Raw genomic sequence first — 21,277 nt, 5'->3', positions numbered from 1 at the left:
ATGGCGCAGCCCGCAAAAGCGGGGCCAAGCTCAAAAAGGGCTGCTGAAAATGATTTTCATTAAGGCAGATTAATTTATTAACTACATGAAATTATTAATTTTTATTGCTTTCCATTGATACTGTTTAGTGGCTTGTCAGAAATAATCCGGTGATTCAGTGCGGGCTTGTTTACCACCGCTGTTTGCATTGTTAACATGATCACACTTTTTTGACGTCTCCCCGTTTTGGTGCGTCATTTCTTACCTTGGTATAGGCAGGGCATTGCTGGTAAAACTCGATACGCTGGTGGCGCGCTACGACGAACTCAATCGTCTCAAGACGCAACGGGCGTTAGGTCTCATGAGTCGCTATGGGCAGCAGGTCTTCCAACTGCTGCCTGTCATGCTGCACTTCAATCATCCCCTGTTGCCCGGTTATGTGGCAGGTGATGTGCCCCACGGCATCTGGAGTTTTACCGCCAACGAGGCCCAGCAGGCCTTCATCCAGGATCTGTGCCAGAACGCCAACTGCCAGAACGGCCTCACTACCCATGACAAGTCGATCCAGGGGCTTTATTCCATGGGCAGCACTTCGTCCATCGGTCAGTGCTGCCACTCGGATCTCGACATCTGGGTCTGCCACGTGGCCGGTTTGTCGCAGGCGCGGCTCGAGTTGCTGGATCTCAAGTGTCAGCAACTTTCCAAGTGGGCCGAGCAGCGGGGAGTGGATCTCAACTTCTTCCTGATCCCCGAAGACAAGTTCCGCCAGTGCAACGACGCCCAGATGCAGGGAGAGAGCTGTGGCAGCGCCCAGCACCTGTTGCTGCTCGACGAGTTCTACCGCAGTGCCATGCTGATCGCGGGCAAGCGCCTGCTCTGGTATCTGGTGCCTGCCGAGTATGACGATCACTACGACGAGTATGTGGACAGCCTGTTTGCGGATGGCAAGCTGAGCCAGGATGACTGGCTCGATCTGGGTGGGTTCAACCGGATTCCGGCCGAGGAGTACTTCGGTTCCGCCTTGTGGCAGCTCTATAAGGGCATCGACTCCCCTTACAAAGCCGTGCTCAAGTCGGTGCTGATGGAGGCTTACTCTCACGAGTATCCCAACACCCGTCTGCTGTCGGTCACCAGTCGCGACTGGTTCCAGCACAACGATGGCATGCACTACCGGCTCGACAACTACTGTCTGATGCTGGACAAGGTGACCAACTACCTCAAGTCCATTGGTGACATGCAGCGCCTCGATCTGGTGCGCCGCTGCTTCTATCTGAAAGTGTGTGACGGCCTCAGCCATCCGAAGGAGGAGCACTCCCCGGCCTGGCGCCGCGAGCAGATGACCCAGCTGGTCTCCTACTGGGGCTGGAGCCCGGAGCGGCTCCACCATCTGGATCACCGCCAGGAGTGGAAGGTCGAAGACGTCAAGGTGGCCCACGCCGAGTTGCTGGAAGCCCTGATGCAGAGCTATCGCAACCTGATCCAGTTTGCCCGGCGCAACAACATCAGCGAGTCCATCAATCCGGAAGACATAGGCATACTGTCACGCAAGCTCTACGCCGCGTTCGAGAGCCTGCCGGGCAAGGTGCAGCGCATCAATCTGACCATAGCGCCGGATCTGAGTGAGCCGGATCTGAGCCTAGTGCAGGTTCCTCATGGTCGCCTCAACCGCGCCGGCTGGTATCTCTACAAGCATTCACTGGATCCGGTAGACATCATTGGCCGGGCGCCGCTCGAATATAACGGCTACATCAGCAAGCTGGTCTCCTGGGCCTACTTCAACGGTCTGCTGACGCCCCAGTCCCGGGTGCACCTGTTCAATCAGGGATCGGATCTGCACATCGACAATCTGCACCAGTTCTGCCGCGACCTGTCCGGTACCTTCCCGGTCAAGTATCCCCGCGCCACCAACCTGGCCCTCAGCCGTCCGTGCGAGATCCGTCAGCTCTCCATTTTCCTCAACCTGGAGACGGACCCGACCAGCCACTGGATGGGTCAGGTGATCGAGTTCGATGCCAATGCTGCCGATGTGTTCTCGTTCGGTCGCAATCAGGAGTGTCTGGTGGGCTCGGTGGACCTGGTCTATCGCAACTCCTGGAGCGAGATCCGTACCCTGCACTTCCAGGGCGACGAAGCCGTGGTGGATGCTCTCACCACCATTCTCGGCAAGATGCATCAGGATGCGGCGGCTCCCGAGATGATCGAAGTGTTCTGTTACAGCCAGCATTTCCGCTCTCTTATTCGGACCCGCTTCCAGCAACTGGTGGCCGAGTGCATCGAGTTGCGTCTCGCGCGCGACAAGCTGCAACTGGTCAAGACGCTGGCGCTGGGTCGCGAGAAGTACGGTATCTTCTTCGAACGGCGCGGGGTATCGGTCAAGAAGCTGGAAAACGCCATCGACTTCTACCGCCATATCTCCCACAACAAGCTGGATCACCTGCCGCTGCGGCTCGACAAGACCCACAGTCAGCATCTGCCCGACATAGTCGATGCCTACGCCAGTGAAGGGCTGGTGCAGTTCTTCTTCGATACCCGGGATGCGGGCACCAACATCTATATTCTGGATGAGGCGAACCGGGTGGAGATCTACCAGCATTTTGCTGGCAACAAGGATGAGCTGGTGCAGGGGGTGAACCGTTTCTATGCCTCCAGTCACGAGCGTTTCAGTGATGCGGGCCAGTTCAGCAACTTCAACTTGCCCCAGTACTACGAGATAGTGCAGATCAATGGCGAGCTGGAGGTGATCCCCTACCGCAGTCAGGGGCAGATGCGTGACAACGCCAGTCCGGCCCGCGAGCTGGGGTCTGCCACTGGCTAGCTCATGTGGCCCGGCGAAGGGTCGCAAGAGAGGCAAGCAGCCTCAAGAACATCCTCGAACAAATCGAATATAAAGCGGCCTGCAGAAGCAGGCCGTTGTTTTATCCGTCGTGAGCCCGATCAGGCACTGAGGCGTGCCAGCAGCCAGTGACGGATGTCATCCAGCTGGGGGCGGCAGATCTCGTGGCGCATCGGATATTCGTGCCACTCGAGGGTGAGCCCCGCCGCTTCCAGCCGGTTCTTGGCATCCCAGCCCATGGAGAGATTCACCACGTCGTCATAGATGCCGTGCATGTAGCAGATGGGCAGGCTGCGGGCGGCCTCGCTCATCTCCTCGACCAGTTGTTCGGGCGCAGCCAGATAGGTAGACATGCAAAGCAGGCCAGCCAGCCGAACCGGATGGCGCAGAGCAGTGAAGGAGGCGATCACTCCGCCCTGGGAGAAACCGGCCAGCAGGATGCGCTCTGGGGCAAACCCTTCGGCCACCAGCTGGTCCAGCAGGGCAGCGATGCGAGCGGCGGATTCACGCACATGTGACTCAACGGCGCGGTCCGCCGGATCGTCGAAGCTCTTGATGTCGTACCAGCCGCGCATCTTGTAGCCCATGTTGATGGTGATGGGCCGCTCGGGTGCGTCGGGCAGAAGATGACGAACCGGCAGGTCGGCAGGCAAGTCCAGTGCGTCCACCAGCGGGGCCAGCCCGGCTCCGGAATCCCCCAGCCCGTGCAGCCAGATCACGGCGTGGCGGGCATCCTGTGGATGAATGTCAATCATGGGAATACCACTGACTCACCTGCCTGTGTGGTACAGGCTTTGGTCAGCAGCGCCTTGAGCTCATGGCCGAAGCGGTTGTCTATCCAGGTTTCCCCTTGCAGCTCGAAGTGGAAACCGTTCTCGCGGGTGGCGACCCAGATCTGGTGCAGGGGCTCCTGCTTGTTGATGATGACCTTGGTCTTGTTCTCGAACGACAGGGTCAAGACCCCACCGGCACGTTCACAGTCAATATCCGGATATCCTGCGTCGACAGTGTCTTCCACATATTGGAAAAAGGCGTCGGTCAGGGCGTGATACTCGTGATCCTTCATCGGTTTATCCTGTTGCTTTTAACAATGTGAGTGCGATTATAGAGGGCCAAAAATTTTTTCGCAGCGAACCATTATGATTACCCAGCTTACCAAGTGTCTGCTCGCCACTCTTCTGTCTCTTGGTTTGGCCGCGTGTGGCCTGACGGGACCGCTTTACATGCCGCCTCCCGAGCAGCCCCAGACCGAGAGTACACCGCAAGCACAGACGCCTGCGACCGTCGAAGCTGCCCCAGAGGCCGCGCCGCAATAATTTAGGAAGGAACCGCCCCCTTGGATCACTTTAACTACGATGCCGACGGCCAGCTTCAGGCCGAGCAAACCTCGCTGCAACACCTTGCCGAGCAATACGGCACCCCGCTGTACGTATACTCCCGTGCGACCCTGGAACGCCACTGGCATGCCTTCGATCAGGCAGCGGGCGATATTCCCCATCTGATCTGCTATGCGGTCAAGGCCAACTCCAATCTGGCGCTGCTCAACCTGCTGGCCCGTCTGGGCTCGGGTTTTGACATCGTCTCCGGCGGCGAGTTGTCGCGGGTGCTGGCGGCGGGCGGTGATCCGGCCAAGGTGGTTTTCTCCGGCGTGGCCAAGAGCGAAGCCGAGATGCGGCTGGCGCTGGATAAAGAGATCCTCTGTTTCAACCTGGAGTCGGAAGCCGAACTGGAGCGTCTGAACCGGGTGGCGGGCAGTATGGGCAAGAAGGCCCGGGTCTCGGTGCGGGTCAATCCGGATATCGATGCCGGCACTCACCCTTATATCTCCACCGGCCTCAAGCAGAACAAATTCGGCATCCCCATCGAGCAGGCGCCTGCCATCTATCGCAAGGCGGCGGCCATGGCCAACATAGAGATCAAGGGGGTGGATTGCCACATCGGTTCCCAGCTGACCGAACTCAACCCCTTCATGGAGGCGGCCGACAAGCTGCTGCGCCTGATCGACACCCTGGCGGCGGAAGGTATTCACATCCATCACCTGGACGTGGGCGGCGGCCTCGGGGTCAACTATGGTGCCGAGCAGCCACCTCATCCCACCGAGTATGCCGAGGCGCTCAAGCAGAAGCTGGCGGGTCGGGATCTGACCCTGCTGTTCGAACCGGGCCGAGCCATCGTCGCCAACGCCGGTGTGCTGCTGACCCGGGTGGAGTACCTGAAGCCGGGTGAAACCCGCAACTTTGCCCTGATCGATGCCGGCATGAACGACCTGCTGCGCCCCTCTCTTTACGGCGCCTGGATGAACATCATAGAGGTGGACAGCCGCACGGCCCATGAGAAGGCGCTGTATGACGTGGTCGGCCCGGTCTGCGAGACAGGTGACTTCCTCGGCAAGGAGCGCACCCTGGCTATCGCCGAGGGCTCCCTGCTGGCGGTACGCTCCGCTGGTGCCTATGGCTTTACCATGTCATCCAACTACAACACTCGTCCGCGTGCGGCCGAGGTGCTGGTGGATGGCACCCAATCCTTCCTCATCAGAGAGCGCGAGCAGTTGGCCGATCTCTGGCGTGGTGAGCATCTACTGCCCTGAACACAGGAAGGCACCACGGCGACTGGATTTTCCAGACGCGTCTCTGTGTGCGTTGAACGCGCGAGCAGTTGACCGATTGCCGGTGTTGCGAGCATTGACGGCCCTGATAGCAGGGGAACGCACGATTGAGCGGATCGCTGGTGCGCCGAGCATTTACTGCCTAAAGGGTACAGGAACGCACTATGTTGATAGATTTTTCCAAGATGCATGGGCTGGGCAACGACTTCATGGTGGTGGATGGTGTCACCCAGAAGGTGTTTTTCAGCAATGACGTCATCAAGAAGCTGGCGGATCGCCACTTCGGGATCGGTTTTGACCAGCTGTTGCTGGTGGAGCCGCCCTATGACCCTGAACTCGACTTCCACTATCGCATCTTCAATGCCGATGGCAGCGAGGTGGAGCAGTGCGGCAATGGTGCCCGCTGTTTCGCCCGTTTCGTGCGCCTCAAGGGGCTGATCAACCGGGATCGCATCGCGGTCAGCACGGCCCGTGGCCGCATTAGCCTGCAGCTGGAAGGGGAGAATCAGGTCACGGTCAACATGGGGGTTCCCCAGTTTGAGCCGGGCAAGATCCCGTTTCGGGCTCAGAAGGCGGAAAAAACCTATCTGTTGCGGGCACAAGAGCATACTGTGATGTGTGGTGTGGTCTCGATGGGGAACCCCCACTGCGTCATTGAAGTTCCGTCGGTGGCCGATGCGCCTGTGGAGACTCTGGGTGCCATCATGGAGCGGCACGAGCGTTTCCCTGAACGGGTCAACGTCGGCTTCATGGAGATGGTCAACGCCACCGAGATCCGCTTGCGGGTATTCGAGCGCGGTGTGGGTGAGACCCTGGCCTGCGGTACTGGAGCCTGTGCGGCGGCGGTGATTGGCATCAGTCAGGGCAAGCTCAAGGAGCGGGTCACCGTCAGTCTGCCGGGTGGCAAGCTGACCATAGCCTGGAAGGGGCCGGGTCAGCCGGTCTATATGACGGGCCCGGCCGAGCATGTATTCGACGGCCAGATAGAGTTATAGGCATGACGAGGGCGCAAGCCCTCTCTGCTGCGCGATAATGTCAGGGCCCAGTGCCCTTTTTCTGTAATGGACCAACCAATTTATGAGCGAACTCAAACGGCAGGAGCCACTGGTGGATGAAGCCACAGTGCTGGAGTACCTGGCCCGTTATCCCGAGTTTTTCCAGCGCCACGCGGCCACGCTGGACCGGATCCGCATTCCCCATGAACGCAAAGGCTCGGTCTCTCTGGTTGAACGCCAGATGGACAGGCAGCGGGAGCGCATCGAGCAGCTGGAGCAGGAGATCACCGAGTTGATGGGGATTGCCAGCGAGAACGAGCGGATCTTCCGGGTCTATGCCGACCTCTACGGCGAGCTCTATGGTTGCCAGTCTCTGTTCGAGGTGAGCGCCGTGATGGGCAAGGCGTTCGTGCAGCGGCTGCGGCTGACCGGCCTGCGGCTCTGGCTCAGTCCGAAGAAATTCCAGTTGAGCGGCCCCGAGCTGCGCTTCATGGCGGATGGCAAGCAACTCGAGCAACTGCTGGGTCAACGGCTGCCGGGGCAGGATTACTATTTTGGCCGCCTCAACCAGAGTGAGAAGCAGGCCTTGTTTGGCCACGATGTGCTGGTCAACTCCGTGGCCCTGATGCGGCTCGGCGATCTCGGCGTGCTGGCCTTTGCCAGTTCCGATCCCAGCCACTTCAGCCCCCATAACGACACCCTGCTGCTGGGTCAGCTGGGTCGATTGTTGCAGTTGCGTCTGCCTGAACTGACCCATGGCTAGGGAACCGGCCAAAGCGTCTGCCCCTGCAGCCGAGCCTCTGCCAGCCTCTCTGGCCGATGAGCTGGCGGCCTTTATCGAATACCTGAGGGTCGAGCGCCAGCTCAGCCCTCACACTCGCAGCAACTATGAATCCCATCTGCAGGCCATGGCCGCCGAGCTGGTCAGGCTGGGTGTAAGCGACTGGGCCCGGCTCGAGGCGAGCCAGGTGCGCAGTCTGGTGACCCGGATGCACAAGGCCGGGCTCGCTCCCCGCTCCCTTTCTACCAAGATCTCCGCCTTGCGCAGTTTCTGCGACTGGCAGGTGCGCCAGGGACGGCTCACCGCCAACCCGGCCCGCGGCATAGTGACCCCCAAGCAGGGGCGACCGCTGCCGAAAAATCTGGATGTGGACGAGATGTACCAGTTGCTCAACATCACAGACGAGCAGGATCCCCTGGCGGTACGGGATCGGGCCATCATGGAGCTGATGTACTCTTCCGGCCTGCGGCTGGCCGAGCTGGTGGGGCTCAATCTGGGTGACATCAAGCTCGATGACCGTCAGCTCAAGGTGACCGGCAAGGGCTCGCGGGAGCGGGTGCTGCCCATGGGAAGAATGGCGGTGGAGTGGCTGCACAAGTGGCTCAAGGTACGCCCTCTGCTGGCGGGGGACGAGGCTGACGCCTTGTTCGTCTCCAAGCGCAAACAGCGGCTGTCGGCCCGTTCCGTACAGGAGCGGCTCGATGGTTGGGGCAACAAGCAGGCGCTCAATGCCCACGTCCATCCCCACAAGCTGCGCCACAGCTTCGCTACTCACATGCTGGAGTCCTCCGGCGATCTGCGTGCCGTGCAGGAGCTGCTGGGTCATGCGGATCTCTCCACTACCCAGATCTATACCCATCTCGATTTTCAGCATCTGGCCAAGGTCTATGACAATGCCCACCCAAGAGCAAAGCGGGATCCTGCCACGCCGGAAGATGAGTGACCTTTACCTCTGTGAAGGAGTGTCTGGGGTTATCTGAGCATCCAAACCGCCAGGGTAGCCAGATATGCCGGAAGATGAACAAGGGGGCCAGATAACCCCGCCGTGAAGGAGCATGAATGCATTTTTATCGCCGTTGGCAGCCGGTTGCTGCCATCTCGTTCGACCTCGATGACACCCTCTACGACAACGGCCCGGCCATTGAACTGGCCGAGCAGTGGATGCTTGAGCATCTGCGCAGCGAATACCTGGCGACCGCCATGCTGGACAAGCCGCGCTGGCTGGATCTCAAGCGCACCATGCTGATCGCCCAGCCCGAGCTGCGCCAGGATGTCAGTCTGGCGCGCCAGCGGACCATTCATGAGGCCATGTTGCAGGGAGGCATGGCGGCAGCCATCGCCAGTCGCGAGGCGGAGCAGGTGTTCGCCGGCTTTCTCGTCGAACGCTCAAAGATTGAGGTGAGTGACGCGACCCATGAGTTGCTGGCACGACTGGCCGAGCGCTATCCGCTGGTGGTGATCACCAATGGCAATCTGGACCTGGCCCAGGCCGGGCTGAATGATTACTTCACCCTGGTCTGCAAGGCGGGGGCGGGTGCCAGGATGAAACCGGCGCCGGACATGTTTGTCCAGGCGCAGGCTGCCCTCAAGCTGGCACCAGACCGGATACTTCACGTGGGGGATCATTCAGTGACGGATGTGCTGGGCGCCCGCCTGCACGGCTTTCGCGCCGCCTGGCTCAATGACCGCCAGCGCTCCTGGCGGCAGTTGCCATTGTTGCCGGATGTGGAACTGAACGGACTGGGAGAGCTGGCAGACCTGCTGCTCTGATCGTTTTTGCCGGCTGCTGTTTGCGGCCCTTATTGACGGCAAATCAGTCCGAGCAGCTGGTCATGGTCGGTCTGGTTGACGCGGCAGTAGTTGATGCCCGAGGGGAGCGCCTGCTGCAAGGTGATGGCTGTGCCCCCATAGTGGCAGACCAGATAAAATAGTCGCGGATTGCGGCTGTCCAGACTCCAGTAGTGAGTCTCGTCGTTGTCACCATTGTCCGGTTTGAGCTGGGCAAGCTCGCCCGGATCACCATCGAACAGGGCCAGGTTATCCAGCCTGTGGCTCAGGGTCTGGCCCGCTTCTCCCTGGTTGTTCCGGGCCACGGCTTGCCAGCCGAGAGGCTGGCTCAGCAGCTGCTGGCGGGTGTCTATGGCTGGCGGGCAGTCAAATTGCAAACTGGCGCTCAAAGCCAGTGCGGTCAGTAACATTGTGTGGGGTCTCCCGGCATCATGTGGTGCCCCATGCTACGTCATCCTCCACTGAACAGCTTCATCAGTTTATTGAGCAGATCACGCTGTTGCGGCGGCTGCTTCATGGACTCCGCCTCCCTTGCCAACAGTGTCTGCTGCTCCTGCTCGCGACTGCTCAGCACCCGATAGAGCGGCTCGACCAGAGACTCCCTGTGCATCACCAGCTCCTGGAACATGGCCTGATTGATGCGGTAGGTTTCAACGGTGCCGAGTGCCCGCACCGTGAATGGACTGGGGTCGCCGGTGAGCAGGCTCAGCTCGCCGAAGAAGTCGCCGGTGTTGAGGGTGCCGAGCGGCAATTCACGCCCCTCCACTTTGACCAGCATTTCAGCTTCTCCTTTGACCAGCACGAACAGCCAGCTGGAAACCTCCCCCTGCTCCAGCATGATGTCACCACTGACAAAGGGGGCGAATTTGACCTGATCGGCGAGCTGGATCAGCTCATCCTCCTGCAACATGGCAAACAGCGGCAACTTGCGCAGGGTGGCGGTGCGCTCGACGGTGTGGCGCTTGTGGCGGGCATCCTGATGCTGTTTCTCCTTGGCCATGAAGACATTGAAAATGGGGGGGGTGAGACGCCGGTCGTTACGGCGCAGGGCGGCATCGATCAGGCTGCGCACCATGGAATCGGTCGGGTCGTCCCGCGCCAGGTCGGTCAGCCAGTAGCGAACGGCATAACGGGCAATTCCCCCTTCCACATTCATCAACAGACAGTCGGGTTGAGGATATTTGGCCACACAGGGCAGATTGGTTTCCCGCAAGGACTTCTCGATCAGGGCGATGATCTGGGTCGGCAATGTATCCAGGGTCAGATCGAACCAGACCCAGCGCCGCCATTGGAGGGGGGCATTTTGTCGCCGTCCCAGCACGGTGAAACGCTGCTTGAGCAAGTGGCTGTTGGGGATCACCACGGTTTCCCAGTTGCGGGTCTCCATGGTGGTGGCGCGCCAGTTGATCTCCACCACCCGGCCCTGGATGGCTTCCACCTGCAACCAGTCACCGATGGCGATGGAGTTGTCCAGCTGGATGGAGACTCCAGCCAGCAGGTTGCCCAGTGTGTCCTGCATGGAGAAGGCGATGATGGCGGTGATGACGGCCGAGGTGGTGACGATCTCGCCAAGGGCCATGCCGGAAGCGTATAGCCGGAACAGGCACCAGCTGATGTAGCCGACGGTGATGACGATGTCCGCTATGATGCGCGGTATGCGGATCTGGCACAGGGGCAGCAGAAACTGGAACAGCAGTATGCCCCAGACCTTCACCAGCACCAGACCGGCCAGCAGACTGGAGATCTCCACCAGCCAGTGGTGGGGTAGCGGCAGGCGGAACCAGCCTCCCTCGAACTGGATCAGCAGGATCACGACCATGCTCATCATGACGAAGCCGAGCTCGGAAATCAGCTCGCGCCGCCGCCCCGGGCTGCGCAAAAAATGGGTGATGAGCAAGAACAGGGTCAGCAGGGTCCAGAACGGGTGTTCGCCAATCCATTGCAAGGTAGGTAGGGCAATGAAATTATCGCTAAACATAACAGCCCCTTATCGTTGGATATTTCCAGCATAGCTGGTTAGACAAGGGGAAGGGGTGCGCTGGCGACACGATTTATTTATGCTGTTGTCAGTCTCGACAGGAGAGTGTGACTTGGTGCAATTAACAAAGAAAATCATCTGCTTGTTGGTATTGTTGCCACTGGCTGGATGCGATCTGTTCACTGACAGATACAGGGTCGAGTTCAGGGATGGCTCCTGGCGCGAGATTGCCATTACCCCATTCTCCGACGAGGCCCGCTGGCTTGAGGGGTGTGCCACCGGCGAGGTGCTGACCGACATGACGCTGCCGCTGAAACGGGGCAAGGTGGTGGATGGCCGTGAACAGATGCTCATTGGTGGCGAGCTGTTCGAGCTCGACGATGACAACCTTTATCGCAGCAACGGCATGGTGTTTGGCCACACGCCGGATCATATCCAGCGTGGGCTCAAGGGCATGGATGTGTGCAGCACTATGCGTCCCGAGCGCGGTGGCTTGCCCAAGCTCAAGCCGCGTGGGTTCGGTGACTAGTTGTCGGGAGTGGCATCACGGCGTTGGCGGCAGGCGTCACCAAAGGCCTGGAAGATCTTGATGGAGTGGGGATTTTCGGTCGCCTTCCACTCAGGATGCCACTGTACCGCCAGCAGGAAGGGGGAGAGGGTGGGGGCATGAATGGCCTCGACCAGCCCGTCTTCGGCATGGGCCAGCGGCTCAAGCCCCTTTGCCAGCGTCTTGATCCCCTGTCCATGCAGCGAGTTGACGGGGATAGCAGGTTGCCCCATCAGATCTGCAAACCAGCTGCCGGGCACCAGTTTAATCTGGTGACTCTCCCCGTACTGTTCATCGACCGGATCGTCCGAATCTTCCCTGTGATCGTCATAACCGGGCTCGTTGTAGACCTTCTGGTGTATGTCGCCCCCGAGGGCTACGTTGATCTCCTGCATGCCGCGACAGATCCCGAGAATTGGCAGACCGCGATCGAGGGCGGCACGTACCAGCGGAATGTCGAACAGATCCCTGTCTCTGTCCTGCTGCTTCTCCGGGGTAAGGTTCTCCTGGCCATAGAGGGCAGGATCTATGTTGGATCCGGCGCCGCTCAGATAGACGCCATCGGCCAGATCCAGATACTGCGCCAGGTCTTCCGTTCCGCAGCAGGTCGGTACCAGCAGGGGGACGCAGCCACTGATGTCCACCAGGGGCGTGATGTATTTGTGGGTCATTACCTGATAGGCATGACCGTTGCGGGGCTGGGCACCCATTGTCATCAGTACGACGGGCTTACATGGGGTGTGGGGGATGCGAGTCATGATTCACCTTGGCTATCCTTTGCGGTCCTGCGCCTTGGGAAGGCCCTTGCTGCCAGCGAGAGGGCAAGGGCATGCCTCAAGGCATGGTCGTGGGATCAGGGTCGTGCCGCAGTACCAGAATCGTCGGTCAGCGTGGGCAATGACGGCCTGGATCCTGATCTCAGTCTGCCAAGGCCGTTCAATATGTCAAACGAAATGATACTGAAATGTTAATCATCATGAGCGATACACAGGCTTGAGTCCCTTTTATAGGGGCCTTGACGGGATGCAGTGGGTATGAAGGGGATGGCTGTGGTGGATATATTAAACATTTGACCAGATTGGCCGGATAGCAGAAGGGGCCCTGGTGGAGGCCCCTTGTTTGGCTCAGGCGTTCAGGATGAACAGCTCGATCACCTGGGCGACGCCATCCTCGTCGTTGCGGCCCGTGATGTGTTGGGCCAGCGCCTTGATTTCATCGGTGGCGTTGCCCATGGCCACCCCCAGTCCGGCGTATTCAATCATGTGATGATCGTTGCCTGCATCCCCCACTGCGATGACTTGGGAGGCGTCAAGGCCCAGATGTTCGGCCAGTGCGGCGACTCCTGTGCCCTTGTTGCTCTGCTTGTTCATGAATTCGAGGAAGAAGGGGGCGCTCTGCACCACAGTGTAGCGCTCGTACAGTTCGGCTGGTAGGCGTTCGATAGCGCGGGAGAGCCGGGGGGGCTCGTCGATCATCATCACCTTCATGATCTGTTCGTCGGCCGCCAGAGTGGCAAAATCGATCAGATTGATGGGCATGCCGATGAGGCGGGATTCGTGCTCTGTATAGGTGCTGACTTTGGGACTGATGAGGCCCTGACTGACCGAGAAGCCGTGTACGTTCACCTCCAGCTCGTCGGCCAGTCTGGCGATGGCGCTGGCGTCGCTTCCGGTGAGCAGCTGGCTGCGGATGATGCGCTGGTCGGCAACCTGCTGCACCAGAGCGCCGTTGTAACAGATGACGTAGTCATCCTGACCCGTGAGGCCGAGCTCTGCCAGATAGCGGCTCATCCCTTCCAGGGGGCGGCCCGAGGCAAGCACCACTGTCACTCCCTTGGCGCGGGCGGCGGCAATGGCGGCGTGGGTGCGGGGTGAAATCTGGCCCTGGGGGTTCAGCAGGGTGCCATCCATATCCAATGCGATCAGCTTGTACATCTCTCACTACCTGAAGTCTGGCTGGCCCGCCCTATGGGGCCAATGGGAGGCCGAGTGTAGCGAAAATCGCCGTCTGGATCACGGATTGACGGGATGGATTCCGAGTATTGGGCGCCTGCTCGCAAGGTGGAAGGGCAATGAGGAGAGGGCCGGTTGTCTCCGGCCAGGGTCATTTTTGCGGTACGTAAGGGGTCAGTTGCACCTGATCTTCGCGAATGGCAAAGTGGATGGGGCCATGCTCGATATCGACCCGACAGTGATAGTGGGCCATCTCCACCTCGACCCCGGAGAAGACCCGTTGGGTGGCGATGATATCCATCTCCGCCATCAGCTTTTGCAGCTCCTCCTGGGCTGCCTCCAGCTGCTCATCCAGCAGCTTGCTCTCCTCGAGATGCTTGGTACGGATCAGCTTTATCTTCTGCAGGGTCTCGGGGTTGCGTTTGTCGGTGGGCAACTGCAGCAACTTGAGCAGCAGATCCTGCAGCTTGTCCAACTGATCCCGGCACTCCTGCTTGCGCTGGCGCAGGGCCAGCTCCTGCTCCTTGTGGGTGAAGTAGCCGCCAAGGATCTGCAACTTGGTGTGGTTGGCCGCTGAGGCGCCCAGAATGGGGGCCATGATGAGGCGATTGGCAATGCTGGTGCCGCCGAGCAGATGCCCTTTACGCATATTGGTGTCGCCCACTTTGATGTCTTGCCCGCTGCAACTGTAACAATGGTTGAGCTGGCTCTGGATCTGGATGTCGCCCCCTGCTTCCAGCTTGGCGTACTGGGCATAACTGGCGTGGATCTCGCCCTGGGCACTGAGGCGGCACAGGTATTCCCCCTGCTCGTTGCGCCGACCTATGATGCCATGGCGTACCGTTATGCTGCCGCCGGCTTCGATCTCGGCCCCTTCGATAAAACCACCGATGACGATGTCGCCACTGACCTTGACCTTCATGCCGGGCTGGACGTCGGCATTGACGATGAGCCCCCCTTCAAAGGTGATATGGCCGTGGCGAGCATCCACCTGCTTGACGCTCAAGACCTCATCTACCTTCATGCCCGCTTTTTCCTTGCAGGGGAGACCGGCCCGGCTGGCAAGCAGCAAATCCGGATCGTCAGGGGAGAGACAAGTGCCATCGCCTGCGCTCATGGCGCTGTCTTTGCCATCTTTGGCGGGCAGATCCTGGCCCGTGACGGTAAAACCGGGCACCCCCTTGGTCGCAGGGTGGCGCCGCATCAACTGGGCACCGGCTTTGACCGTGACTATGGTGCCCAGATCCCGCATGTCGACACGGCCATTATCTTGTTCCTGGGGCTTGAGGATCCGCTCGGCGGGTGTCTCCACCAGCAGCTCCAGATGGGTGTCCTTGCCATTGACCGCTGCCTGGCCCAGCGCCACCGGCAACTTGAGCAAGGAGCCCGGTGCCGCCTCCCTGGCGGTCTGTATGGCTGCGGCAATGAGCGCATCCTGAATTCCCTGGTTGGCCTCGCTGGCCTGGATTGCCAGCTCCAGCTGTTCTGTGGTGAGACACTTGCCACCCCAATCGGCGGTTATCTGGGCGACGGCGCTCATCCGGTCCTTCTCGACGATCAGTGTGACACGGGCATCGTGGCGCTGGGCGATGGGCACAGGGTTACGGGGCAGCGGGGCGGCCGGGTTGCTCAACAGGGTATTGAGCAAGCTGATGGCCTGCTTGATCCCCTCCGGCAGCGGCTGGTAGCGGCGACAGTTGGAGGCCTGCAACAACGCCAGAATGTTGCTCTCCGAAACGGGTTTGGTCAGCCCGGGCACGATGCGCAGACAGGCGTATTCCATATCGGCTGATAACAGTAACCACTCTTTGCTTAACACCCGGCTCCCTTACTCTCGTCATGATCCCCAGTGAGATCGCTTCTTGCTTCCATTTAATCGGCTTTTTATTAAAAACGCGAGTCATCAACATCACGCCGGTCTGCAGTATTCGGGTATTTCTCTTTTTGGGTCAACGCGCTAAGTACAAATGGGTGAGCTGGGACGAGGAAATCAGGGATGACAGCGGGTATGCTGACCACTCAATGAACCGGCTTGTCAGTGAGAGACGTGCCGGCCCAGCGCCCCGGAATGCCTTGTATCGGGACGAGATTGCAGGTCACGAGAGGAGTGTCGATCTTGCGTCATTGCCTGTTGCCTTTAGGTTTGTTTAGCCTGCTGACTGCCTGCCAGCCGCAGGTTTCTACCACGGCGCTCGGTACGCTGGAGCGGGACCGGGTGCTGCTGACTGCCACCGCCAGCGAGATTATCCGGGCCTTGCCGGTGGCCCAGGGGAGCATGGTGGAGGAGGGGACCCTGCTGGCAAGGCTGGACGATCGCCGCCAGCAGGCGGTGCTGGCCCGCGCCCGTGCCGGGGAGGCGCAAGCTCGTGCTGCCCTCGCCCGCATGACCAATGGCGAGCGACCGGAGGACATTGCCGCCGCCCGTGCCAATCTCGACAAGGCTGAAGCCAATGTCAGGGAGAGCGAGCGCAACTTCGTGCGCATCGACCGACTGGTGCGTCAGAAGCTGGTCAGCCCGGCGGATCTCGACAAGGCCCGCGCCCTGCGCGACGGCGCGCTGGCCGAGCAGGATGGGGCCCGCCAGCAGCTCGACAAGTTGGCCCGTGGCGTGCGCAGCGAAGACATTGACGAGGCCGATGCTGCCTTGCAGGCAGCCAGTGCCGAGGTAGCGCTGGCCGAACGGGAGCTGGCGGATCTCTCCATCACTGCCACTCGCAGTGGTCGACTCGACAGCCTGCCCTATCATATCGGCGAAAGGGTGTCGGTCGGTGCCGTGCTGGCCGCCATTCAGGCGGATCAGGCACCCTACGCCCGGGTCTATGTGCCTGAGCCCTCCCTCGCCAGTTACCGCATCGGCCAGCCGGTGCGGGTGGTGGTGGATGGGGTGACCGAGCCGCTCACCGGCCGGTTGCGCTGGATCTCGAAAGAACCGGCTTTCACTCCCTACTACGCCCTCAACGAACAGGACAGGGCCCGACTCGTCTATCTGGCCGAGATAGACCTGCCCGACGGGGCGCAGGATCTGCCGAGCGGCTTGCCGCTGCAGGCCGATCCCGGCGATGAGGGGCCTGCTCATGAGTGAGCTGGCGATCCTTGCCAAGGGGGTCAGCCGGCGCTTTGGCGATTTTCTGGCGGTGAACGGGCTGGATCTCTGCGTGCCCAGAGGGCAGATCCACGGTTTTCTCGGCCCCAACGGCTGCGGCAAATCCACCACACTGCGCATGCTGACCGGCCTGCTCACTCCCTCGGCGGGAGAGGTGGAGGTGTTGGGTCTGAGCATTCCGAAACAGGCTGAAGCGCTCAGGCGCCGGATCGGCTACATGACCCAGAAGTTCTCCCTCTATGACGAGCTGACGACCTGGGAAAATCTGGAGTTTATGGGGCGCATTCACGGCATGGCTGGCCAGTCGCTGACGGCGCGCCTGCACGCGTTGCTGGTAACCTATGAACTGACGTCGCTGACGCGGCAGCGGGCCGGTGCCATGAGCGGCGGCCAGAAGCAGCGGTTGGCGCTGGCGGCGGCAGTGATCCACCATCCGGACCTGTTGCTGCTCGACGAACCCACCTCGGCGGTGGATCCGCAGAACCGGCGCGATTTCTGGGAGAAACTGTTCGATCTCAGCGAAGGGGGCACCACCATACTGGTGACCACCCACTACATGGACGAGGCAGAGCGCTGCCATGCGCTGGCCATCATGGAGGCCGGGCAGGTGCGGGCCCAGGGGTCACCACAGGCGCTGATGGATGCCATGAGCACCCGGGTGGTGGAAGTGCAGACCAGCGACTTGCGGTTGCTCAAGCAGCAGTTGCTGCAGCTGACACAGGTGCGATCCGCCGCCCAGCTTGGCCAGCGGTTGCGGGTGCTGGTGGACAAGGAGCTGGCTGAACCGCTTGCCTGGTTGCAGCAGGCCTGTCCGGCCTTGAGCGGAGCTGCCATGGCGCTGGTCAGGCCCAGTCTGGAGGATGTGTTTGTCAGCTGTACCGGTCAGGAGCCAGAGGCATGAACAGTCTGCGACGGCTCTGGACCATTACCCAGCAAGAACTCAGGCAGCTGGCGCGTGACAGATTGACCTTTGGCACTGTGGCGGTGATGAGCCCTGAAGGAGCGAGTCGATGAACAGTCTGCGACGGCTCTGGGCCATTACCCAGAAAGAGCTCAGGCAGCTGGCGCGGGACAGATTGACGTTTGGCATGGTGGTGATGATACCCCTGATCCAGCTGCTGCTGTTCGGCTACGCCATCAACACGGATGTGCGCCACATACCGGTGGGGCTGGTGGAGATGAGCCAGAGCGTGCCGGGACGGCTGCTGGTGGAGGCGGTGAAGGCGAGCCAGGTGGTGCGCATAGAACGTCATTACGTGGGGATACAGGAAGCCGAAGCCGCCCTGACCCGGGGCGAGGTGCGGGCCGTGCTGGTGCTGCCCCCTGACTTGAGCCGCCGCCTCAGCGCCGGTGAGACGGCAGGGCAGTGGCTGGTGGATGGCTCGGATACCATGATAGCCGGGGCCCTGCTCGGCCTTCGCAACATGCCGCTCTCGGATCTGAAACCGGGCCTTGAATCTACCCCACCCACTTTCGAGACGGTGCTCTACTTCAATCCGGCTAGGCGATCTGCGGTCAACATAGTGCCCGGTCTGCTCGGGGTGATCCTCACCATGACCATGATCATGTTCACCTCGGCGGCCATAGTGCGCGAACGGGAGCGCGGCAATCTGGAACTGCTCATCACTACCCCGGTCAGCTCCATGGAGCTGATGCTTGGCAAGATACTGCCCTATATCGGGGTGGGGCTGGTCCAGGTGGCCATCATACTCGGGCTCGGCCACTTCATCTTTGACGTACCGATCAACGGGGCACTCAGTCAGGTGCTGCTGGCGACCCTGTTGTTTATTGCCGCCAGCCTGACTCTGGGGCTGCTCATCTCCACTCTGGCACAGACCCAGTTGCAGGCGATGCAGATGACGGTGTTCATACTGCTGCCATCCATATTGCTGTCGGGCTTCATGTTTCCGTACGAGGGGATGCCGGTGGCGGCCCAGTGGATTGCAGAGGTGCTGCCTGCCACCCACTTCATGAGGCTGATCAGGGGCATAGTGCTGCGGGGCGGGGAGCTGTCGGAGTTGCTGCCGGATGTGCTCTGGCTGGCGGGGTTCACCCTGCTGGTGCTGACCCTGGCCGCCCACAGGTTCAAGAAGAGTCTGGATTGAAGCGTACGCCGATGCCAGCTTGCGCGGGTAGCGGCGGTTGATGCCTAACTGCTGCGCTGCGTCGTTCTGGGCAGGGTGAGGTAGTCGCCAAGCACTGGCAAGCCTTGCAGGTGGCGGCGCAGCATGTCGAGGGCGGCGAAGGCGAGGATCTTGCGTCGGCTTTCGGGGTCCGGATGGTTGACCCTCACCGTCTGGCCGGTCTGCTGCCCATGGGCGCAGAGCAGCAGCGGCACGCCGTCAGCCCCCTCTTGTCCTATGGTCAGATGCAAGCCTGCTGCGGTGCCGGGCAGCAATGCCAGATCGCTGGCAAGATGGGGGCCGTAGTGAGCCTCCAGCAGGGGATGATCGTGGCAGAGTGCAAGCAGGGCGCCCCGGCTCTCCCCCTCCAGCAGCGTCAGCGGTTTGTCTCCCAGCAGGGTCAGGATCTGCTGCGCGGGTTCGTCATTCCCGCGTCCCACCAGCCAGGGCTGGATGGCTGCGAGCAGCCGCGCCTCGGCGGCCTCCATGTCTGCCCTGGTCGCACCGTGGCCGATGAGTTTCAGCTCGATCAACGGCATGGCGGAGCGGTAGCCCAGCTCTATGCCTGCCGGCCAGGGCGCCGCATCCAGCATGTCCGAGAGGGCCGATTCCGAGATGCCGAAGCTGTAGAAACGGCGCAGCTCGGTATCGGTCTGCGCGCCAGCCAGCTGTTTGAGGCGCGGCAAGATCTGCTCGCGCACCATCTGCTTGAACTCGAACGGTACGCCCGGGGTGAAGAAGAGCTGACACGGGCCCAGGCTGTTCATCTGACTGACCACGAAACCGCAGGCGGTGCCGACCGGATTGTCGAGGATCTCGCACCCCTGTGGCAGCCAGGCCTGCTTGGCGTTGCTTTGCGCCATGGGGCGGCCCCGACTGGCGTAGCGTACCTCTATGGTGGCCAGCCACTCAGGGAACAGCGTTAGCGGTTGTCCGAACGCTTCGGCCGCCGCTTGCGCTGTGAGGTCATCGGCGGTGGGGCCCAGACCGCCGCATACCAGCACCACGTCGGCGCGGCTGGCGCTCTCCTGCAGCACGGTTTTCAGGTCGGCGAGGTTGTCCCCCACTGTGGCGCGGCGGCGCACCTGCCAGCCCTGATCCAGCAGCAGGGCGCTGAGCCAGGCGGCATTGGTATCCACCACCAGCCCAGTCACTATCTCGTCTCCGGTACTGATGATCTCGATACGCATGGGGGCTCCTTGGGCTGGGGAAGTGAACTGGGACGGCCATGCACCATGGCCGGGGCAATCAGGGTTTGGCTTGCTCGAAGTAGTAGCTGATCCGGGTACGCGGATTGAGGTATTCAAACACGGCTGGCGGCAGTCGTTTGGGGTGGATTACCTTGGCGATGGACAGCTCGGCCTGCTGCAAATCTATGATGACAGCCTCCTGGCGAGGGATGCGCGGATCGTACACCAGCACAGAGGGGTAGAGCAGGCGGGAGGCATTGACCGACATCACCAGTCCCACCTGACCGTTGGAGAGCTGCACCACGCTGCCTGGCGGGTATATGCCCATCAGCCGGATCAGCATGCTGAGGTATTCAGGGTTGAACTGGGCCTTGCGCTGTTTGTAGAGGCCGCTCAGGGCCGAGTAGGGCACCTTGGCCTGCAGGTGGCAGAGGTTGTCGTACTCGTTGATCAGCGACACCATCTGGGTGAGCGGGTCGAGTTGCCCACCCTTGAGCCCCTCGGGCCCGCTGCCATCCAGATATTCGTGGTGATGCAGCACGATTCCTTTCGCCTCGGCGGGGAAATCCTTGGCCAGATTGAGCAGATCCAGGCCGTAGCGTGAATGCTGGGCCATCAGGTTCTGCTCCGGCTTGGTGAGTGGTTCTGTCTTGCGCAGTATCTGGCTCGGGATCTTCAGCTTGCCGATGTCGTGGAACAGGGCGCCCATGCCGACCTGGCGAATTTCGTCGGCCGACATGTTGCACTCCTTGGCCAGCAGCATGCTGAGCACGCTGACGTTGAGGGAGTGGAAGTAGAGGTTGTTGCTATCTTCGCTGTCAGAGACCAGGTGCAGCACCATCTCATCCACCGCCAGCAGTTGCTCCGTCATGGCGTTGATCAGCTCCTGGGCCTCGCCGATGGCGTTGAGGGGACGGGACTGGATCTTGCTCATGACGCTGCGTACCTGCGCCAGAGATTGCTGGAACTGCTTCTCGCACTGCTGCAAATCACGACGATACTGTTGCAACTGCTCGATGCGCTGCTCTTTATCCCGCTGCATCTCGGCCTGGCGCAGCGAGGTGTCCGGCACCTCGGCAGGCTGTGCCTGGATCTGGCTCAGTGGCTTGGGCGGCGCATCGCTCTTGTCCGGAATGATGGTGACCATCTTGAGCCCGAGTCGACGGATCAACTCTATCTCTTCTTCATTCTTGAGCTTGAAGCTGGAAAACAGGAAGGGGTGTTCGCGCCAACCCAGTGGCAGAGAGACGAAATTGCCGACTTGCAGTCGGTCTACGGAAATTTTGATACCTGTCATTGTCTTGGCTGCGAGAGACACACTGAGCCGTATGCTAGTCAAAGGTGGGGGTGAATACAAAAGGTATCTGATGACAGGCTGGGTGGCTTTGTTATAGGCTTCTGGA

General features: G+C 60.7%; 20 protein-coding genes. 11 read left to right on the top strand and 9 right to left on the bottom strand.

Annotated features, from left to right (window positions below; all coding sequences use genetic code 11):
- Positions 1–262 precede the first annotated feature (262 nt).
- Positions 263–2,794, top strand: coding sequence for a class I adenylate cyclase (locus tag GWQ29_RS14690; RefSeq protein WP_058394812.1), 2,532 nt, complete (start codon positions 263–265; stop codon positions 2,792–2,794).
- Positions 2,795–2,913: 119 nt separating this feature from the next.
- Here the strand turns inward: GWQ29_RS14690 and GWQ29_RS14685 are convergent, their stop codons facing one another.
- A complete protein-coding gene (locus tag GWQ29_RS14685; protein ID WP_219591687.1) occupies positions 2,914–3,567 on the bottom strand; it encodes an alpha/beta fold hydrolase in 654 nt (217 codons plus the stop codon).
- Positions 3,564–3,878, bottom strand: coding sequence for an iron donor protein CyaY (gene cyaY, locus GWQ29_RS14680; protein ID WP_005316166.1), 315 nt, complete (start codon positions 3,876–3,878; stop codon positions 3,564–3,566). Before cyaY ends, GWQ29_RS14685 begins: the two co-directional genes overlap by 4 nt.
- A gap of 73 nt (positions 3,879–3,951) precedes the next feature.
- On the opposite strand from cyaY, the gene GWQ29_RS14675 reads away from it, so the two are divergent.
- The 6 genes from GWQ29_RS14675 (at position 3,952) to GWQ29_RS14650 (ending at position 8,963) form a co-directional block, all read left to right on the top strand.
- Positions 3,952–4,128 (top strand): lipoprotein, encoded by a 177-nt coding sequence (locus GWQ29_RS14675; RefSeq protein WP_073531790.1) that lies wholly within the window; start codon positions 3,952–3,954, stop codon positions 4,126–4,128.
- A 20-nt stretch (positions 4,129–4,148) separates the two neighbouring features.
- Complete coding sequence (lysA, locus tag GWQ29_RS14670) at positions 4,149–5,399, top strand: diaminopimelate decarboxylase (protein ID WP_005316164.1); 1,251 nt, start codon at positions 4,149–4,151, stop codon at positions 5,397–5,399.
- 182 nt (positions 5,400–5,581) lie between these two features.
- A complete protein-coding gene (dapF, locus tag GWQ29_RS14665) occupies positions 5,582–6,412 on the top strand; it encodes a diaminopimelate epimerase (RefSeq protein WP_011899114.1) in 831 nt (276 codons plus the stop codon).
- Positions 6,413–6,494: 82 nt separating this feature from the next.
- Complete coding sequence (locus GWQ29_RS14660; RefSeq protein ID WP_275919725.1) at positions 6,495–7,175, top strand: DUF484 family protein; 681 nt, start codon at positions 6,495–6,497, stop codon at positions 7,173–7,175.
- Complete coding sequence (gene xerC, locus GWQ29_RS14655; RefSeq protein ID WP_005316155.1) at positions 7,168–8,136, top strand: tyrosine recombinase XerC; 969 nt, start codon at positions 7,168–7,170, stop codon at positions 8,134–8,136. The genes GWQ29_RS14660 and xerC overlap by 8 nt, the downstream gene beginning before the upstream one ends.
- 116 nt (positions 8,137–8,252) lie before the next feature.
- Positions 8,253–8,963, top strand: a complete 711-nt coding sequence (locus GWQ29_RS14650; protein ID WP_275919724.1) for an HAD-IA family hydrolase — start codon at positions 8,253–8,255, stop codon at positions 8,961–8,963.
- Between the two features lie 29 nt (positions 8,964–8,992).
- Here the strand turns inward: GWQ29_RS14650 and GWQ29_RS14645 are convergent, their stop codons facing one another.
- Positions 8,993–9,391, bottom strand: a complete 399-nt coding sequence (locus tag GWQ29_RS14645) for an STY0301 family protein (protein WP_275919723.1) — start codon at positions 9,389–9,391, stop codon at positions 8,993–8,995.
- Between the two features lie 41 nt (positions 9,392–9,432).
- Positions 9,433–10,959: a mechanosensitive ion channel family protein gene (locus GWQ29_RS14640; RefSeq protein WP_275919722.1), complete on the bottom strand. Its 1,527-nt coding sequence runs from the start codon at positions 10,957–10,959 to the stop codon at positions 9,433–9,435.
- 133 nt (positions 10,960–11,092) lie between these two features.
- On the opposite strand from GWQ29_RS14640, the gene GWQ29_RS14635 reads away from it, so the two are divergent.
- On the top strand, positions 11,093–11,488 hold the full coding sequence (locus tag GWQ29_RS14635) for a hypothetical protein (RefSeq protein WP_258394232.1): 396 nt from the start codon (positions 11,093–11,095) through the stop codon (positions 11,486–11,488).
- Here the strand turns inward: GWQ29_RS14635 and GWQ29_RS14630 are convergent.
- The 3 genes from GWQ29_RS14630 to GWQ29_RS14620 form a co-directional block, all read right to left on the bottom strand.
- Complete coding sequence (locus GWQ29_RS14630; protein WP_275919721.1) at positions 11,485–12,264, bottom strand: gamma-glutamyl-gamma-aminobutyrate hydrolase family protein; 780 nt, start codon at positions 12,262–12,264, stop codon at positions 11,485–11,487. The two genes, GWQ29_RS14635 and GWQ29_RS14630, sit on opposite strands and share 4 nt — an antisense overlap.
- A 366-nt stretch (positions 12,265–12,630) precedes the next feature.
- Positions 12,631–13,440: a sugar-phosphatase gene (gene yidA, locus GWQ29_RS14625; protein ID WP_275919720.1), complete on the bottom strand. Its 810-nt coding sequence runs from the start codon at positions 13,438–13,440 to the stop codon at positions 12,631–12,633.
- Positions 13,441–13,609: 169 nt separating this feature from the next.
- On the bottom strand, positions 13,610–15,277 hold the full coding sequence (locus tag GWQ29_RS14620; RefSeq protein ID WP_345893337.1) for a FapA family protein: 1,668 nt from the start codon (positions 15,275–15,277) through the stop codon (positions 13,610–13,612).
- A 288-nt stretch (positions 15,278–15,565) separates the two neighbouring features.
- Between GWQ29_RS14620 and GWQ29_RS14615 the strand changes: the two genes are divergently transcribed.
- From GWQ29_RS14615 to GWQ29_RS14605, 3 genes are all read left to right on the top strand, one after another.
- Positions 15,566–16,540 carry an HlyD family efflux transporter periplasmic adaptor subunit gene (locus GWQ29_RS14615; RefSeq protein ID WP_275919719.1) on the top strand — a complete coding sequence of 325 codons (975 nt, stop codon included), beginning with the start codon at positions 15,566–15,568 and terminating at the stop codon, positions 16,538–16,540.
- The gene (locus GWQ29_RS14610) at positions 16,533–17,462 is read left to right on the top strand and encodes an ABC transporter ATP-binding protein (RefSeq protein WP_275919718.1); all 930 of its coding nucleotides are present in this window, start codon (positions 16,533–16,535) and stop codon (positions 17,460–17,462) included. The genes GWQ29_RS14615 and GWQ29_RS14610 overlap by 8 nt, the downstream gene beginning before the upstream one ends.
- Positions 17,463–17,571: 109 nt before the next feature.
- A complete protein-coding gene (locus tag GWQ29_RS14605) occupies positions 17,572–18,666 on the top strand; it encodes an ABC transporter permease (RefSeq protein WP_275919717.1) in 1,095 nt (364 codons plus the stop codon).
- Positions 18,667–18,710: 44 nt separating this feature from the next.
- Here GWQ29_RS14605 and GWQ29_RS14600 read toward each other — a convergent pair whose 3' ends face one another.
- Positions 18,711–19,874 carry a CinA family nicotinamide mononucleotide deamidase-related protein gene (locus tag GWQ29_RS14600; protein ID WP_275919716.1) on the bottom strand — a complete coding sequence of 388 codons (1,164 nt, stop codon included), beginning with the start codon at positions 19,872–19,874 and terminating at the stop codon, positions 18,711–18,713.
- A gap of 58 nt (positions 19,875–19,932) precedes the next feature.
- Complete coding sequence (locus GWQ29_RS14595) at positions 19,933–21,171, bottom strand: DUF3391 domain-containing protein (RefSeq protein WP_162626245.1); 1,239 nt, start codon at positions 21,169–21,171, stop codon at positions 19,933–19,935.
- Positions 21,172–21,277 lie beyond the last annotated feature (106 nt).

Origin of the sequence: Aeromonas sp. 2HA2, from assembly GCF_029237345.1 — a bacterium.
GTDB classification, from domain to species: Bacteria; Pseudomonadota; Gammaproteobacteria; order Enterobacterales; family Aeromonadaceae; genus Aeromonas; species Aeromonas salmonicida.
The sequence above is the reverse complement of the archived record's forward strand: the minus strand, read 5'-3'. Positions and strand labels throughout refer to the sequence as shown.

Excerpts from the sequence above, each read along its gene's own strand:
- GWQ29_RS14685 (WP_219591687.1), bottom strand. The coding sequence starts at position 3,567 with ATGATTGACATTCATCCACAGGATGCCCGCCACGCCGTGATCTGGCTG.
- cyaY (WP_005316166.1), bottom strand. The coding sequence starts at position 3,878 with ATGAAGGATCACGAGTATCACGCCCTGACCGACGCCTTTTTCCAATAT.
- GWQ29_RS14675 (WP_073531790.1), top strand. The coding sequence starts at position 3,952 with ATGATTACCCAGCTTACCAAGTGTCTGCTCGCCACTCTTCTGTCTCTT.
- dapF (WP_011899114.1), top strand. The coding sequence starts at position 5,582 with ATGTTGATAGATTTTTCCAAGATGCATGGGCTGGGCAACGACTTCATG.
- GWQ29_RS14660 (WP_275919725.1), top strand. The coding sequence starts at position 6,495 with ATGAGCGAACTCAAACGGCAGGAGCCACTGGTGGATGAAGCCACAGTG.
- xerC (WP_005316155.1), top strand. The coding sequence starts at position 7,168 with ATGGCTAGGGAACCGGCCAAAGCGTCTGCCCCTGCAGCCGAGCCTCTG.
- GWQ29_RS14650 (WP_275919724.1), top strand. The coding sequence starts at position 8,253 with ATGCATTTTTATCGCCGTTGGCAGCCGGTTGCTGCCATCTCGTTCGAC.
- GWQ29_RS14645 (WP_275919723.1), bottom strand. The coding sequence starts at position 9,391 with ATGTTACTGACCGCACTGGCTTTGAGCGCCAGTTTGCAATTTGACTGC.
- GWQ29_RS14640 (WP_275919722.1), bottom strand. The coding sequence starts at position 10,959 with ATGTTTAGCGATAATTTCATTGCCCTACCTACCTTGCAATGGATTGGC.
- GWQ29_RS14630 (WP_275919721.1), bottom strand. The coding sequence starts at position 12,264 with ATGACTCGCATCCCCCACACCCCATGTAAGCCCGTCGTACTGATGACA.
- yidA (WP_275919720.1), bottom strand. The coding sequence starts at position 13,440 with ATGTACAAGCTGATCGCATTGGATATGGATGGCACCCTGCTGAACCCC.
- GWQ29_RS14610 (WP_275919718.1), top strand. The coding sequence starts at position 16,533 with ATGAGTGAGCTGGCGATCCTTGCCAAGGGGGTCAGCCGGCGCTTTGGC.
- GWQ29_RS14605 (WP_275919717.1), top strand. The coding sequence starts at position 17,572 with ATGAACAGTCTGCGACGGCTCTGGGCCATTACCCAGAAAGAGCTCAGG.
- GWQ29_RS14600 (WP_275919716.1), bottom strand. The coding sequence starts at position 19,874 with ATGCGTATCGAGATCATCAGTACCGGAGACGAGATAGTGACTGGGCTG.
- GWQ29_RS14595 (WP_162626245.1), bottom strand. The coding sequence starts at position 21,171 with ATGACAGGTATCAAAATTTCCGTAGACCGACTGCAAGTCGGCAATTTC.